This window comes from Streptomyces albireticuli (assembly GCF_002192455.1).
In the GTDB taxonomy this organism is placed as follows: domain Bacteria; phylum Actinomycetota; class Actinomycetes; order Streptomycetales; family Streptomycetaceae; genus Streptomyces; species Streptomyces albireticuli_B.
This window is the reverse complement of the sequence record NZ_CP021744.1, coordinates 6391548-6404225: the sequence shown is the minus strand read 5'-3', so window position 1 is coordinate 6404225 and position 12678 is coordinate 6391548. Positions and strand designations below refer to the sequence as shown.

Annotated in this window: 13 protein-coding genes and 1 pseudogene; 8 read left to right on the top strand and 6 right to left on the bottom strand. The window is 74.2% G+C overall.

The window, feature by feature from the left end; translation table 11 throughout:
- Positions 1-193 precede the first annotated feature (193 nt).
- Together SMD11_RS27855 and SMD11_RS27850 are read right to left on the bottom strand one after the other, a co-directional pair.
- On the bottom strand, positions 194-1855 hold the full coding sequence (locus SMD11_RS27855; protein ID WP_087929065.1) for an amidohydrolase: 1662 nt from the start codon (positions 1853-1855) through the stop codon (positions 194-196).
- A 91-nt stretch (positions 1856-1946) separates the two neighbouring features.
- Complete coding sequence (locus SMD11_RS27850) at positions 1947-2390, bottom strand: Lrp/AsnC family transcriptional regulator (RefSeq protein ID WP_087929064.1); 444 nt, start codon at positions 2388-2390, stop codon at positions 1947-1949.
- A 196-nt stretch (positions 2391-2586) separates the two neighbouring features.
- Between SMD11_RS27850 and SMD11_RS27845 the strand changes: the two genes are divergently transcribed.
- Complete coding sequence (locus tag SMD11_RS27845) at positions 2587-2958, top strand: hypothetical protein (RefSeq protein ID WP_087929063.1); 372 nt, start codon at positions 2587-2589, stop codon at positions 2956-2958.
- 65 nt (positions 2959-3023) lie between these two features.
- Positions 3024-3206 (top strand): hypothetical protein, encoded by a 183-nt coding sequence (locus tag SMD11_RS35555; protein WP_159395362.1) that lies wholly within the window; start codon positions 3024-3026, stop codon positions 3204-3206.
- Positions 3207-3354: 148 nt separating this feature from the next.
- On the opposite strand, the gene SMD11_RS27840 is transcribed toward SMD11_RS35555, so the two are convergent.
- Positions 3355-4527 (bottom strand): acyl-CoA dehydrogenase family protein, encoded by a 1173-nt coding sequence (locus tag SMD11_RS27840; RefSeq protein ID WP_087929062.1) that lies wholly within the window; start codon positions 4525-4527, stop codon positions 3355-3357.
- A 358-nt stretch (positions 4528-4885) separates the two neighbouring features.
- Here SMD11_RS27840 and SMD11_RS27835 point away from each other — a divergent pair, with 358 nt between their 5' ends.
- Entirely contained in the window at positions 4886-6187 is a 1302-nt protein-coding gene (locus SMD11_RS27835; RefSeq protein ID WP_199843967.1) for a glycoside hydrolase family 18 protein, read from the top strand.
- Positions 6188-6303: 116 nt separating this feature from the next.
- Here SMD11_RS27835 and SMD11_RS27830 read toward each other — a convergent pair whose 3' ends face one another.
- Both SMD11_RS27830 and SMD11_RS27825 read right to left on the bottom strand, forming a co-directional pair.
- A complete protein-coding gene (locus tag SMD11_RS27830; RefSeq protein ID WP_087929061.1) occupies positions 6304-6987 on the bottom strand; it encodes an esterase/lipase family protein in 684 nt (227 codons plus the stop codon).
- A gap of 114 nt (positions 6988-7101) precedes the next feature.
- Positions 7102-7746: a TetR/AcrR family transcriptional regulator gene (locus tag SMD11_RS27825; protein WP_087929060.1), complete on the bottom strand. Its 645-nt coding sequence runs from the start codon at positions 7744-7746 to the stop codon at positions 7102-7104.
- Between the two features lie 80 nt (positions 7747-7826).
- Between SMD11_RS27825 and SMD11_RS27820 the strand changes: the two genes are divergently transcribed.
- The 5 genes and pseudogenes from SMD11_RS27820 to SMD11_RS27805 all read left to right on the top strand — a co-directional run bounded on the left by SMD11_RS27820 (position 7827) and on the right by SMD11_RS27805 (position 11872).
- Positions 7827-8441, top strand: coding sequence for a DUF6230 family protein (locus SMD11_RS27820; RefSeq protein ID WP_087929059.1), 615 nt, complete (start codon positions 7827-7829; stop codon positions 8439-8441).
- The gene (locus SMD11_RS27815) at positions 8432-9406 is read left to right on the top strand and encodes a DUF6114 domain-containing protein (protein WP_087929058.1); all 975 of its coding nucleotides are present in this window, start codon (positions 8432-8434) and stop codon (positions 9404-9406) included. Before SMD11_RS27820 ends, SMD11_RS27815 begins: the two co-directional genes overlap by 10 nt.
- An 88-nt stretch (positions 9407-9494) precedes the next feature.
- Positions 9495-10121: pseudogene (gene dhaL / locus SMD11_RS36560) on the top strand (dihydroxyacetone kinase subunit DhaL); the annotation flags it as partial.
- A gap of 30 nt (positions 10122-10151) precedes the next feature.
- Positions 10152-10601, top strand: coding sequence for a PTS-dependent dihydroxyacetone kinase phosphotransferase subunit DhaM (locus SMD11_RS36555; RefSeq protein ID WP_234366475.1), 450 nt, complete (start codon positions 10152-10154; stop codon positions 10599-10601).
- A gap of 113 nt (positions 10602-10714) precedes the next feature.
- Positions 10715-11872, top strand: coding sequence for a PP2C family protein-serine/threonine phosphatase (locus tag SMD11_RS27805; protein ID WP_159395361.1), 1158 nt, complete (start codon positions 10715-10717; stop codon positions 11870-11872).
- Positions 11873-11903: 31 nt separating this feature from the next.
- Here SMD11_RS27805 and SMD11_RS27800 read toward each other — a convergent pair whose 3' ends face one another.
- The gene (locus SMD11_RS27800) at positions 11904-12644 is read right to left on the bottom strand and encodes a PIG-L deacetylase family protein (RefSeq protein WP_087929055.1); all 741 of its coding nucleotides are present in this window, start codon (positions 12642-12644) and stop codon (positions 11904-11906) included.
- Between the last annotated feature and the right edge of the window lie 34 nt (positions 12645-12678).

The window sequence follows — 12678 nt, the reverse complement described above, 5'->3', positions numbered from 1 at the left end:
GACGACTGTGTGGAGGTTCCCCGGCCGGACGTCCTGTGGTGGACGACGCCGAACCTACCCGCCGTCGACCGCACCCTGTCAACACTGCCACGACCTGGGCATATGCCCTAAATCAGCAGGTCAGTACGGCGAGTGATCACGCGCGGCGACAGGCCGACGGCACGTCGTTCGGCGGTACGCGGCACACGCCGTCTCACTCGTTCGGACGCCCGTGCGCCGAGTACACCGTGCGGCCGCCCACGACGGTGCTCAGGCACACCGGGAGCGGGGTGCCGGGCGTGAGGTCGGGCAGGCCGGGCGTGCCGGAGCGCGGGTCCGTGGACCAGCTGGCGACACGGTGGTCCGGCACCTGCACGACGAGGTCGCCGGACTCCCAGACCGCGTAGTCGGCGGGGGCGCCGGGCACCAGGACGCCCGCGTCGTCCCTGCCGACGGCCCGCCAGCCGCCGCGGGTGTGGGCGGTGAAGGCGGCCCGCACCGAGATCCGGTGCTCGGGGGTGCGGTGGAAGGCGGCGGCGCGGACGGTGCCCCACGGGTCGAGCGGGGTGACCGGGCTGTCCGAGCCGAGGGCGAGCGGCACGCCGGCCCGCAGCAGGGCCGCGTACGGATTGAGGGTGCGGGCCCGGTCGACGCCCAGGCGCTGGGCGTAGAGGGCGTCGTCGCCGCCCCAGGCGGCGTCGAAGGCGGGCTGGACGGAGGCGGTGAGGGCGAGCTCGGCGAAGGCGGCGATGTGCTCGGGGGTGAGCATCTCGGCGTGCTCGACGCGGTGCCGGGCGGCGCGGACGCGGGCGAGCCCGAGCCGGTCCGCGGCGGCCCGTACGCCCTCGACGACGGCGGTGAGCGCGGCGTCCCCGATGGCGTGGAAGCCGGCCTGGAGGCCCGCCTCGGTGCAGGCGGTGACATGTGCGGCGACGGCCGCGGCGTCGAGGTGGGCGGTGCCGGTGTGGCCGGCGTGCGGGCCGTCGGCGTAGGGCTCGTGGAGGCAGGCCGTGTGCGAGCCGAGGGAGCCGTCGACGAAGAGGTCGCCGGCCGCGCCGATCGCGCCGAGCCCGCGGATCCGCTCCGCGTCGTTCGCGGACGCGACGGCCTCGGCCCAGTAGCCGACGACGCGGGGGCCGGGCCGGCCGGCCGCCAGGGCCAGCAGCGCGGTGAAGTCGTCGGTGCCGGAGATCTGCGGGCCGGCGCACTCGTGGAGGGAGCCGATGCCGAGCGAGGCGGCGCGGTCGAGGGCCGCGGTCTGCGCCTCGGCGCGCTGGCCGGGGGTGAGCCCGGCGTACGCGGCGGCGCGCACGGCGTGGTGGGCGTCGCCGGTCAGCGGGGCGTCCAGGACGTGCCCGGGCAGCCCGGAGACCGCGGGGACCAGGTCGATCAGGGCGGTGGTGACGACGGCGGAGTGGACGTCGGCGCGCGTGAGGTAGAGCGGGCGGCCGCCGGTGGCCTCGTCGAGCTCGCGGCGGGACGGGGGCCGGCGCTCGGGCCAGGCGCTGGCGTCCCAGCCGTGGCCGAGCAGCACCCGGTCGGCGGGCCGGGCGGCCGCGTGGGCCCGCACCCGCGCCAGGGCGTCGGCGAGGGTCGGGACGCCGGTGAGGTCCAGGCCGGTGAGGGCGAGGCCGGTGGCGGTGGTGTGCACATGTGCGTCGGTGAACGCCGGGGTGACGAGCGCGCCGTCGAGGTCGACGACCTCGTCCACGCCGTCGGCGAAGGAGTCCGCCGCCCCCTCGGAGCCGACCCAGGCCACGCCGCCGCGCTCGACGACCATCGCGGTGGCGAAGGGGTCGGCGGGGCTGTGGACGGTGCCGTTGCGCAGCAGGACGGTTCGGGCTTCGTCGCGGGGCATGTCAGGGCGCTCACTCATAGGTTCAGTCTGACCCCCGGGCGGCCGTTGCCCGTCACCGGGGCGGGCGGGAACCGGGCCCGGCCCGGGATCCCGTGGCGGCCGGGCCGCGTCACCCCACCCGCGGCGGGCGCGCCTCGTACGGCGTGGACAGGACGATCGTCGTGCGCGTCGACACCCCGGCCAGCGACCGGATGTGCGCCAGCAGGTGCTCCAGCTCCAGCGGCGTGGCCACCCGGACCTTGAGGATGTAGTTCTCGTCGCCCGCGACGCTGTGGCAGGCCTCGATCTCGGGGATCTCGGCGAGCCGGTCCGCGATGTCGTCGGGGGCGCTGGGGTCGAAGGGCTTCACCGAGATGAACGCGGTCAGGGGCAGCCCGACGGCCTCGGGGTCGACCACGGCCGCGTAGCCGCGGATGACACCGCGCTGTTCGAGCCGGCGCACGCGCTGGTGCACCGCCGAGGTGGACAGGCCCGTGGCCTTCCCCAGGTCGGTGTAACTCATCCGCCCGTCCTTGACGAGCAGTTCCACGATTTCTCTGTCCAGCTCCTCCACGCGGATCAACCTACTGGGTCGGGGGCCGCCCGGCACAGTCGACGGCCCGGACGCCCGCGCGGACCATGTGATGAACAACACGCCTATGCACCCGTGTCCTACCGGGTCGGGCGATTACCCGACACGCGACGAGGGAAGTGCTTGCTGTGGCCGAGGCCGAGGTGCCTGGCCGGCCCATCCGAGGGGGAGAAAGAATATGCCCAGCCTGGAACGCCTCAATGAGGGCGACGGCAGCCTGTACGAGCCTTATGACATCACCGCGATGTTCCGGGTGACGTGCCCGGACTGCGCGCGCCCGATCGCGCTGCTCGCGGACGAGGACGTGCTTCCCGAGCACGCGCAGTGCCCATCGCCGTGGAACCCCTTCGGGCTCACGGTCTGCGCCGGATCCGGCCGCGCCGCGGAGGAGGCCACCCCGGTGGCGGAGTCGCTGGACTCCCAGGAGCTCGACACGGCCCTGCTGCTGACGCTGCCGGAGAGCCTCGACTGGCGCACCCAGCCCTTCTCGCACATCGGCGGCCCCGGCTCCCGCCCGCTCCGCGTCCCCGGGATGCGGCGCCGCGCCTGACGCCGCGCCCGGCCCCTGACGGGCGGGCGCCCGCCCGGCCCCCGGTCCGCCCGGCGGCCCCTCATTTGCGGTGGCAGACGAACTGCCTGCTGCCGTCGTCACCGGTCTGGATCACGGCACTCGCGCACCCCTCAGGGCAGCGGGGCGGCGCGGCGTACGCGCTGCGCCGCCGCTCCGGGGGGTGGACACAGGCCGGGCAGTACCACAGCGGGGCGTACGGATATGTGACGTCCCACCACATCGGCTGACGGCAGTGGGGGCACCTGACCAGAGGGGGCGTGCTCCGACCGGCGTTCATACGGGCATCGTCCCGCGCGGACGCCACCGGCGCCCCGGTGCGGGACGCCCGTCACCCGATCGGGTGGAACGCCCCGCTCCGGCCTTGCGTACCGCCGCTCAGCGGGACTCGGGCCCCGCGAGGTGGCGGGCGACGACCATCCGCTGGATCTGGTTGGTGCCCTCGACGATCTGGAGCACCTTGGCCTCGCGCATGTAGCGCTCGACGGGGAAGTCCGCGGTGTAGCCGTAGCCGCCGAGCAGCTGGACGGCGTCGGTGGTCACGCGCATCGCGGCGTCGGTGCAGAAGAGCTTGGCCATGGCGGCCTGCTTGGCGAAGGGCAGGCCCGCGTCGCGCAGCCGGGCGGCGGCGAGGTAGAGGGAGCGGCCCGCCTCGATCTGCGTCGCCATGTCCGCGACCATGAAGCGGAGCCCCTGGAAGTCCGCGAGCGGGCGGCCGAACTGCCGGCGCCCGGCGAGGAAGGCCAGCGCCTCGTCCAGGGCGGCCTGGGCGATGCCGATGGCACAGGCGGAGATCCCGAGCCGGCCGGAGTCCAGGGCGGACAGCGCGATCGCGAAGCCCTGCCCCTCCTCGCCGATGCGGCGCGCGTCGGGCACCAGCACGCCGTCGAAGTGCAGCTGGGCCGTGGGCGAGCCCTTCATCCCCATCTTCCGCTCCGGCGGGGCCGCCGTGAGGCCCGGCGCGTCGCCGGGGACGAGGAAGGCGGTGATGCCGTGGGCGCCCTCGCCGCCGGTGCGGGCGAGGACGGTGTAGAAGTCCGCGATGCCGCCATGGGTGATCCACGCCTTGGTGCCCTCGAGGGTCCAGGTGTCGCCGTCCCGGGTGGCGCGGGTGCGCAGCGAGGCGGCGTCGGAGCCGGCGGACGGCTCGGAGAGGCAGTAGGCGCCGAGCAGGCCGCCGCCGAGCATCGCCGGGAGGTGCTCGGCCTGCTGTTCCTTGGTGCCGTAGCCGGCGAGGGCGTGGCAGGCCAGGGTGTGCACGCTGACGCCCAGGCCGACGGTGAGCCGGACCGCCGCGAGCTCCTCCAGGACCTGGAGGTAGACCTCGTACGGCTGCTCGCCGCCGCCGAACTCCTCGCTGTACGGAAGGGCGAGCAGCCCCGCGGTGGAGAGCAGCCGGAAGACCTCGCGGGGGAAGTGGCCGGCGTCCTCCTCCTCGGCGGCGCGCGGCTCGATCTCGCGCCGCACCAGGTCGCGCACGAGCGCGATCAGGTCGCGGGCCTCCTCGGTGGGCAGCTGACGCTCCACCGGCTGCGGGCCGTGGTCTGTCATGGCGGCGCTCTCCTCCCTGTCGGGCGCTGCGACGACGGGCGCGCAAGGGTGTGGCGCCGCCGACGTGGGTGCCGCAGCCATGATCGCTCGCCGGGTCACGGCACCGGATCACCTGCGGCTGTGGCGGGTTGGAGTATGCCTGATCGGCGGCCCCGCGTCACGGGTTGACAACTGCCCCCAAGCCCCTGACGAGGACGTTTCGGTCTTCTGACGGATCCGTGAACGGGATTGGTCCGAACCATTGACCGCACTGGTCTAGTCCTTCTACGGTTTCCCCACCGTTAAGCGCGTTCATGCCAAGCATGAGTTCCGGTCACCCCCCAGCTCTCTCCAACTCCCCACCCGGCGAGGAGAAACCATGCACCGACCGCACCTCGACGCCCCCCACGGCCACGCCGCCCGGCGCTCCCCCAGGCGCCCCCGCACCCTCCTCGCGGCCTTCGCCGCCGGCACCGCGATGCTCGCCACGACCCTCCTCACGGGCGCCGCCTCGGCCGGCCCCGCGAGCGCGGCCCCCGCACCGGCGCCCTCGGCGGCCGCCGACGAGACCGCCGCCGGCCACCGCGTCGTCGGCTACTTCACCAACTGGGGCGTCTACAGCCGCAATTACCACGTCAAGAACATCGAGACCTCCGGCTCGGCCGCCAAGCTCACGCACATCAACTACGCCTTCGGGAACGTGACCGGCGGCAAGTGCGCCATAGGCGACTCCTACGCCGACTACGACAAGGCCTACGACGCGGCCGGCAGCGTCGACGGCAAGGCCGACACCTGGGACAACGGCGCCCTGCGCGGCAACTTCAACCAGCTGCGGAAGCTGAAGAAGCTGCACCCCGGCCTCAAGGTCGTCTGGTCCTTCGGCGGCTGGACCTGGTCCGGCGGCTTCGGCGAGGCCGCCAAGAACCCCGCCGCGTTCGCCGAGTCCTGTTACAAGCTGGTGGAGGACCCGCGCTGGGCCGATGTCTTCGACGGCATCGACATCGACTGGGAGTACCCCAACGCCTGCGGCCTGACCTGCGACACCAGCGGCCGCACCGCCTTCCGGGACATGATGGCCGCGCTGCGGTCGAAGTTCGGCTCCAAGAACCTCGTCACCGCCGCGATCACCGCGGACGCCTCGGCCGGCGGCAAGATCGACGCCGTGGACTACGCGGGCGCCGCGCGCTACGTCGACTGGTACAACCCCATGACCTACGACTACTTCGGCGCCTGGGACGCGAAGGGCCCCACCGCTCCGCACTCCCCGCTCACCTCGTACAGCGGCATCCCCAAGGCCGGCTACAACAGCGATGCCACCATCCAGAAGCTCAAGTCCCTCGGCGTCCCGTCGTCCAAGCTGCTGCTGGGCATCGGCTTCTACGGCCGCGGCTGGACCGGGGTGACGCAGTCCGCCCCGGGCGGTACGGCGACCGGCCCCGCCGACGGCTCCGCCGAGAAGGGCTTCGAGGACTACCGGATCCTCAAGTCGAAGTGCCCGGCCAACGGCACGGTGGGCGGGACGGCCTACGCCAAGTGCGGCAGTGACTGGTGGAGCTACGACACCCCGTCGACGATCGCGGGGAAGATGGCGTACAAGAACCAGCAGGGGCTGGGCGGGACGTTCTTCTGGGAGCTGGGCGGTGACACCGCCGACGGCGAGCTGATCAAGTCCATCAACTGACCCACGCCCGCCGGTGTCCCGGAGGGACACGGCACCCGCGCACCCCGGAGCGTCCGCCGGGGTACACCGGGCGGCGGCCACCGTGACACCTCCCGGTGGCCGCCGCCCGCCATTCCCTAACTCCCCACGAACGCGCGCACTTCCCGCGAGACCCCCGCGTCACTCAGCAGCTCGTTGTGCTTCAGGCACCCCTCCACCCGGGTGTTGCGCGCCCCTTCCAGCCGAGTGCTCTCCACCGGCGCGATCTGCTCGTCGCAGGACGACCACCACGTCGCGTACCGCACGGCCCCCGGCGTCTCGTCCCCGGAGTTGAGGTGGCGCAGGACGTACGAGCCGGGGGTCATGTCCTTGCAGCCCTGGTCCCACAGGGCGCAGAGGTACGCCAGGTCCGTGCCGTGGTTGGGGCCGGCCAGCGAGACCCAGTGCGACACCTTCCCCTCGCCGCCGCCGGACTTCACGTACCAGCGGGTCGGCAGGGCGCCCAGGCTGTGGGTGACGACGTCGACGCGCCGGGCGCCCGTACGGGAGAGGATCTCCGCGACGCGGGCGGCGAAGAGGTCCGAGAGGGTCTCGTTCGTCGACCGGGTCGTGTCGTACGCCCAGGCGTAGAGCCGGTCGGACGGGTACCCGGCCGCGAGGAAGTCGTCCACCATCCGGTCCCAGACCCCGGGGTCGGCGTTGCGGCCGTGCACGAAGACCACCGGGATCGGCGGCGGCACGGCGGCGGCCGGGGGTGGTGCCGCGCCGAGGGCGGCGGCGGTCAGAGCGAGGGCTGAACCGGCCATGAGGATGCGGCGCATTGAGGCGGCCTCCCGGGTCCCGTGGGGCGTGACGGTCCGACTGGGTCCAGAGCGGTTCGACTATGCCAGCGCCCGCCCCTCACGGGAACCTCAAGGACCCCTGTTCACGCCCTGTCACGGCGCTCGCGACGGCGCCGGGCACGTCGGCTCGTAGTCCTCGATCAGCCGCAAGGTGTCGCCCAGCCCGCGCACCAGCAGCGCGCGCACCGTCTCCCGCGGGAGCCCCTCGCGGCCCTCGTGATCCTTGTGGCCCAGCCAGTCGAGGGTCACCCCCTCCACGCTCGACAGCCAGCCGATCAGCGCCGTGCGGGCGATCGGCGGGAGGTCCGGGCGGCTCCACGCGCCCCGGGCGATCGTGACCAGGAGCTGCTCGCGGACGCCCTCGCGGATCGCCATGACCTCGGCGTCGAAGCCGACGCCGCCCGTGACGATCGCCCGGTAGGCGGCCTGGTGGTGCTGGGCGTAGCGCAGATAACCGTCGATGGTGTGCTCGACGCGGGCGGCGGGCGGCAGGTCGTGGGTGGCGCTCGCGCGCAGGACGAGCTCGGCCACGGAGTCCTCGATGATCGCGAGGTAGTAGCCGCGCTTGTTCCTGAAGTAGTAGTAGATCAGGCCCTTGGCGACGCCCGCGTGCCGGGCGATGTCGTCCATGGACAGGGCGTCGTAGGACGTGTCGGCGAACAACTTCCGCCCGATGGCGATGAGTTCGGCGCGACGCGACCGGGAGCGCTCCGTTCCGCGCTGTTGACTATTGTTCAAATTCGGCCCTAGCCTCAACCTCACCGGACGTCCGCAGTATGGCAGAAGCCACACCACTCACTTCCCTGCGGGAGGACGCAGTGAGCGGATCGGAAAGACGCCTTCCGGAAGGCCGGACCGCCTGGCGGCGGTCGGCCCTGGTCGCCGTCCCCGCCGTGCTCACGGTGGGCGCGATGGCGGCGGTGATGGCCCAGGGCGCGCTGGCCGCCTCCTTCGCGGTGTCGGGCACCAACTTCCAGGTCTCCTCCGGAAAGCTGACGAGCAAGGGCCTGTCCTCGTACGTGCACACGGACCGGTCCGTGGACGGCAAGGGTCACCCCGTCGCCCTGCTGGGCATCGGGGACGCGACGCTCAGCGACATCTGCCAGGCGGCGAGCGTGCGGACGCCGCTGGGGAGCGTCACGTTCAAGCTCACGGCCGGCGGCGACGCCGGTGACGTCACCGCGAGCAATCTGATCATCGACGGCGAGGACCTGGTCGGTGACGCGCGCTTCGGCACCGCGCAGATCGGACGGGACGCCTCCACGCTCGACCAGGTGGCGGGCGTGCACGGCGAGCCGGGCGCGTTCGGGCTCCAGGCCGGGGACATCACGGTCGCCGGGGTGCGCTCGCACGCCTGGTCGGCGACCGGCGGCAACTTCCGGCTCCGGGGGCTGCGCCTGGATGTGAACCTGGACGGCAAGAAGTGCTTCTGACCCGCCGGTCGCTCCCGGGCCCCCGGGTCCCGTCGTGGCCGGACGCGCGGCGGGCGTTCCGGGGCTGGCGGCGCACCCGGCCCTTCTGGGCCGGGCTGCTGCTCGTGCTCGGCGGCGCGGAACTGCTCGTCGTGCCCCTGTCGCCGGTGACCGTACTGGTGAGCCTGGGGCTTGGCGGCCTGGCGGCGATCGGGATCGGGCTGGCGCTGATCGTCGCCGGGCTGTTCCTCTGGTACGCGCCCGCCGCCCGGCGGTACGTGAGCCTCAACGCCCTGATCCTGTCCGTGCTGTCCTTCGCCGCGACGAACCTCGGCGGGTTCCTCGCCGGGATGGCGCTGGGCATCGCGGGCAGCGCGATGGGGTTCGGCTGGACGCCCTCGGCGCGCCCTTCCGGCGGGCCGGCCGGGGAGGGCTCCGGAGCGCCGTCCCGCGAGTCCGGGGGCGGCGGCCCGAAGGCGCTCGCCGCCGTCCTGCCCGTCGTCCTGCTGGCCACGGTCGGCACGCCGGCCGCGCACCGCGCCGAGGCCGCGCCGCGCGACGACGGCGTCCGGGCGGCGGCGGTCCCGCCGACCGTGCGGACGACGCTGTTCGCCCCGCACGGCTTCGCGTTCGCCGGGGTCACCCGGGTGCCCACGGCGCACGGGCCGCTGAAGGTCATGGTCCTCACCATGCGGGCGGCGTCCCTGGCCGACTACCGGATGACGACGCGCGACGGCGGCGGGGCCGAACTGGCGCTCGGCGCCGACACGCTGGAGCTGAGCGGGCGGGTCACGCTCTACCTCACCCGGTTCAGCGGCTGCCTGGAAGGGCTGCTCTGCGTGACCTTCTCCCCCGACGGGCTGCCGGTGCCGCCGGTCGTACCGCCCTTCGTCTTCATGACGGACGTCACCGCCGAACAGGCCCTGGTCACCTCGGACCTCATCGTCGCCGACCGCCTGACGCTGGACGCCCGGGAGCGCTCCTGAGGCCGCCGGGGCGCCCCGGGGCACCCCGGGGTGACAGCACTACGCTGAGCCGGGCCGAGCCCGTACCAGCGACAGGGAGCCACCGCACATGACCGTCCCGCTCGATCTGGCCTTCTTCCTCCGCTTCCTCGACCGCGCCACGCGCGTGATCGTCGCGGAGGCGGCCCGGCTGACCGACCTCGACGCCGCCATCGGCGACGCCGACCACGGCGCCAACCTCAAGCGCGGCTTCACCTCGGCCGAGGCCGTCACCACCGCCGCCGCCGAGGGCGGGACCACGCCGGGCGCGCTGCTGACGGCCGTCGGCGCGCACCTCACCAACACCGTCGGCGGTGCGTCCGGGCCGCTCTACGGCACGGTGCTGCGGCGCATGGGCAAGATCCTGGGCGACGACCCCGTGGTCGCGCCGGAGACCCTGGGCCGGGCGCTGGCCGCGGCCGTCGCGAGCGTACGGCGGCTCGGGGACTCCGCTCCCGGGGACAAGACGATGGTCGACGCCCTCCAGCCGGCCGCCGACGCCTACGCCGCCGCCCTGGAGCGGGGCGAGGTGACGGAGGCCCTGGACGCGGCGGCGCGGGCCGCCCGGGAGGGCGCGGCGGCCACGGTGCCGATGCGGGCGCGGCGCGGCCGGGCCAGCTATCTCGGCGAGCGCAGCGTCGGCCACCAGGACCCCGGTGCCACCTCCTCCGCGCTGCTGGTCACGGCGCTGTACGAGGCCACGGACCCGGAGTTGTGCGCGGCGCCGGTGGCCGCGGCGGCCGGGCCGGAGGCCGAGGCCGTGCCGGAGCCGCCGGCCGGGCGGGTCGGCGTGGTGCTCGTCTCGCACAGCCGTGAGGTGGCCGCCGCCACGGCCGCGCTCGCCCGGGCGCTGGTCGGCACGGGCGACCCGGCGCCGGCCGCGGCGGCGGGCGGGCTGCCGGACGGCGGCGTCGGCACCAGCGCCGAGCTGGTGCGCAGGGCGGTCGCGGAGGCGGACCAGGGGAAAGGCGTGGTGGTGCTGTGCGACATGGGAAGCGCGGTGCTGACCGTCAAGGCGCTGCTCACGGACGGCACCCTCGGGGCCGCCGATGTGCGCGTCGCTGACGCCCCGTTCGTCGAGGGAGCGGTGACCGCGCTGGTCACAGCGTCGGCGGGGGGTGACATGGCGGCGGTGCTCGCGGCGACGGACGACGCCCGGACGTACCGGAAGGTCTGAGACACACCGGGCCTGCAAGATCGCGGGGTTGGACGGGGCGGACCTGTCATGGAAGTCTGTGATCGGCGAAATGCCCTATGCAGCCCCATTTCCGGCGTGGAGGTCCCGCCACGGTGTCGTCGCGCAGACTGCCCTTCGCGCTCGTCCTTGCCTATCTCACGGTCGTGGTGATCATCGACCTGATCACACCGGCCAACCTCCGGCTGAACGTCTTCGCGGCCCTCGCGCCGCTGACGGCCGCCATGGTGTGCACCTTCCCGCAGACGGTGTTCATCGGCGTCCTCGACTTCTGTCTGATGGTCGCCCACCACGGCATCCTCGCCGACGAGGTGCCCCTCAACCGCGTCAGCTCGTTCGTGGGCAACGCCCTGATGGTGACCGCCAGCATCGCGGTGGCGCGGCTGCGGCGGGACGCGGAGGCCCTGCTGGAGCGGGTGCGGGCGACGGGCGAGGCGGCGCAGCGGGCCCTGCTGCGGCCGCTGCCGCTGCGCACGGGCGGGGTGGTCGTGGACGGCTTCTACGTCTCCTCGCAGCGGGAGGCGCTGATCGGCGGCGACATCTACGAGGTGGTGGACACCCCGTACGGGACGCGCGTGCTGATCGGTGACGTACGGGGCAAGGGGCTCGGCACGCTGGGGGCGGGCGCCGCGGTGCTGACGGCGTTCCGGGAGGCGGCGTACCACCGGCGGGACCTGGAGAGCGGGGTGGAGGCGATGGAGCAGGGGCTGCACCGCTACCACCGGTCGACGGCCTACCAGAGCAGCGCGCACCCGGACGGCGGGCCGGGGCCCTGCCCGGAGAGCCTGGTGATGCGCGCCTCGGAGGAGTTCGTGACGGCGCTGGTGTTCGGCACCGAGGAAGGGGGGCCGGGCGCGCCGGGCGACGACGGCAAGGTGCCGGTGGTCTTCGTGGACTGCGGGCACCTGGCGCCGTTCCTGATCGGCCCGGACGGCGACGTACGGGAGCTGGAGGCGGCCGACCCCGGGCTGCCGCTGGGCCTCGGGGACCTGGCGCCCGCGCGGCGGACCGGGCGGCGGCTGACGCTGCCGGCCGAGTGCCGGGTGCTGGCCTGCACGGACGGGGTGACCGAGGCCCGTGCCCCGGACGGCGGCTTCTACCCGCTGGCGGAGCGGCTCGGCGCCTGGGCCGGCCTGTCGACACCGGAGCTGCTGGAGCGGCTGCGCGCCGATCTCGACGCGCACACCGGCGGGCGGTTGCAGGACGACGCGGCGGTGCTGGTGATGGAGCGGGCCGCCGCCGGCGCCGGCTGAGCGGCCCGGACCGGCCGCGGAGCGCCCCCGGTCAGCGGGTGAACAGCTCGAAGGCGACGCCCCGCCGGCCGCCGAACCGCTCCGACACGGAGCTCATGGCCCCCTCCAGGAAGTTCCGGCAGTAGGCCTCCGGCTCCTCCTTGGTCAGCGCCTCGATGTAGGTGCGGTGACAGAGCAGGGACGCGACGGCCCGCTCCAGGCCCGCGCCCGCGTCGACGGCGTGGGTGGGGTTCGGGGACCCGGCGACCGCCACGTACCGCACCCCGTCCCAGGGCACCAGGCCGTCCTCGACCAGCTCGGGGAAGATCCAGCGGTTGCCGGCGTCGCCGACCGCGTCGAGGGTGGCGCGGCCGACGTTGCGGTGGTCGGGGGTGTTCCAGAAGACGTTGTCGCCCCAGGACCAGGTGTCGTGGTGGTTGAGGGTCAGCACCAGTTCGGGGCGGTGGCGGCGGATGGCGGCCGCGAAGTCGCGGCGCAGGGCGGTCCCGTACTCGATGACGCCGTCGGGGTGGCCGAGGAACTCCACGGTCCGGACGCCCACGGCGGCGGCGCTCGCCCGCTGCTCCCGCTCGCGCAGCGGCCCGGCCTCGGCGGGCGCGAGGGTGTCGATGCCCGCCTCGCCGAGGCTGGCCAGCAGGTACACGCACTCTCGGCCGCCGTCGAGCCAGGTCGCGACGGCGGCGGAGGCCCCGTACTCGAGGTCGTCGGGGTGGGCGACGATCGCGAGGGCGCGCCGCCAGTCGGTGGGCATCTCCCGGAGCTGGTCCGCCATGCCGGTCTCCTTCGTCCGTCGCGCGGCCCGGGTC

Coding starts and splice junctions, on each gene's coding strand:
- SMD11_RS27830 (WP_087929061.1), bottom strand. CDS start 6,987: ATGCGCCGCATCCTCATGGCCGGTTCAGCCCTCGCTCTGACCGCCGCC.
- SMD11_RS27855 (WP_087929065.1), bottom strand. CDS start 1,855: ATGAGTGAGCGCCCTGACATGCCCCGCGACGAAGCCCGAACCGTCCTG.
- SMD11_RS27800 (WP_087929055.1), bottom strand. CDS start 12,644: ATGGCGGACCAGCTCCGGGAGATGCCCACCGACTGGCGGCGCGCCCTC.
- SMD11_RS27835 (WP_199843967.1), top strand. CDS start 4,886: ATGCACCGACCGCACCTCGACGCCCCCCACGGCCACGCCGCCCGGCGC.
- SMD11_RS27840 (WP_087929062.1), bottom strand. CDS start 4,527: ATGACAGACCACGGCCCGCAGCCGGTGGAGCGTCAGCTGCCCACCGAG.
- SMD11_RS27845 (WP_087929063.1), top strand. CDS start 2,587: ATGCCCAGCCTGGAACGCCTCAATGAGGGCGACGGCAGCCTGTACGAG.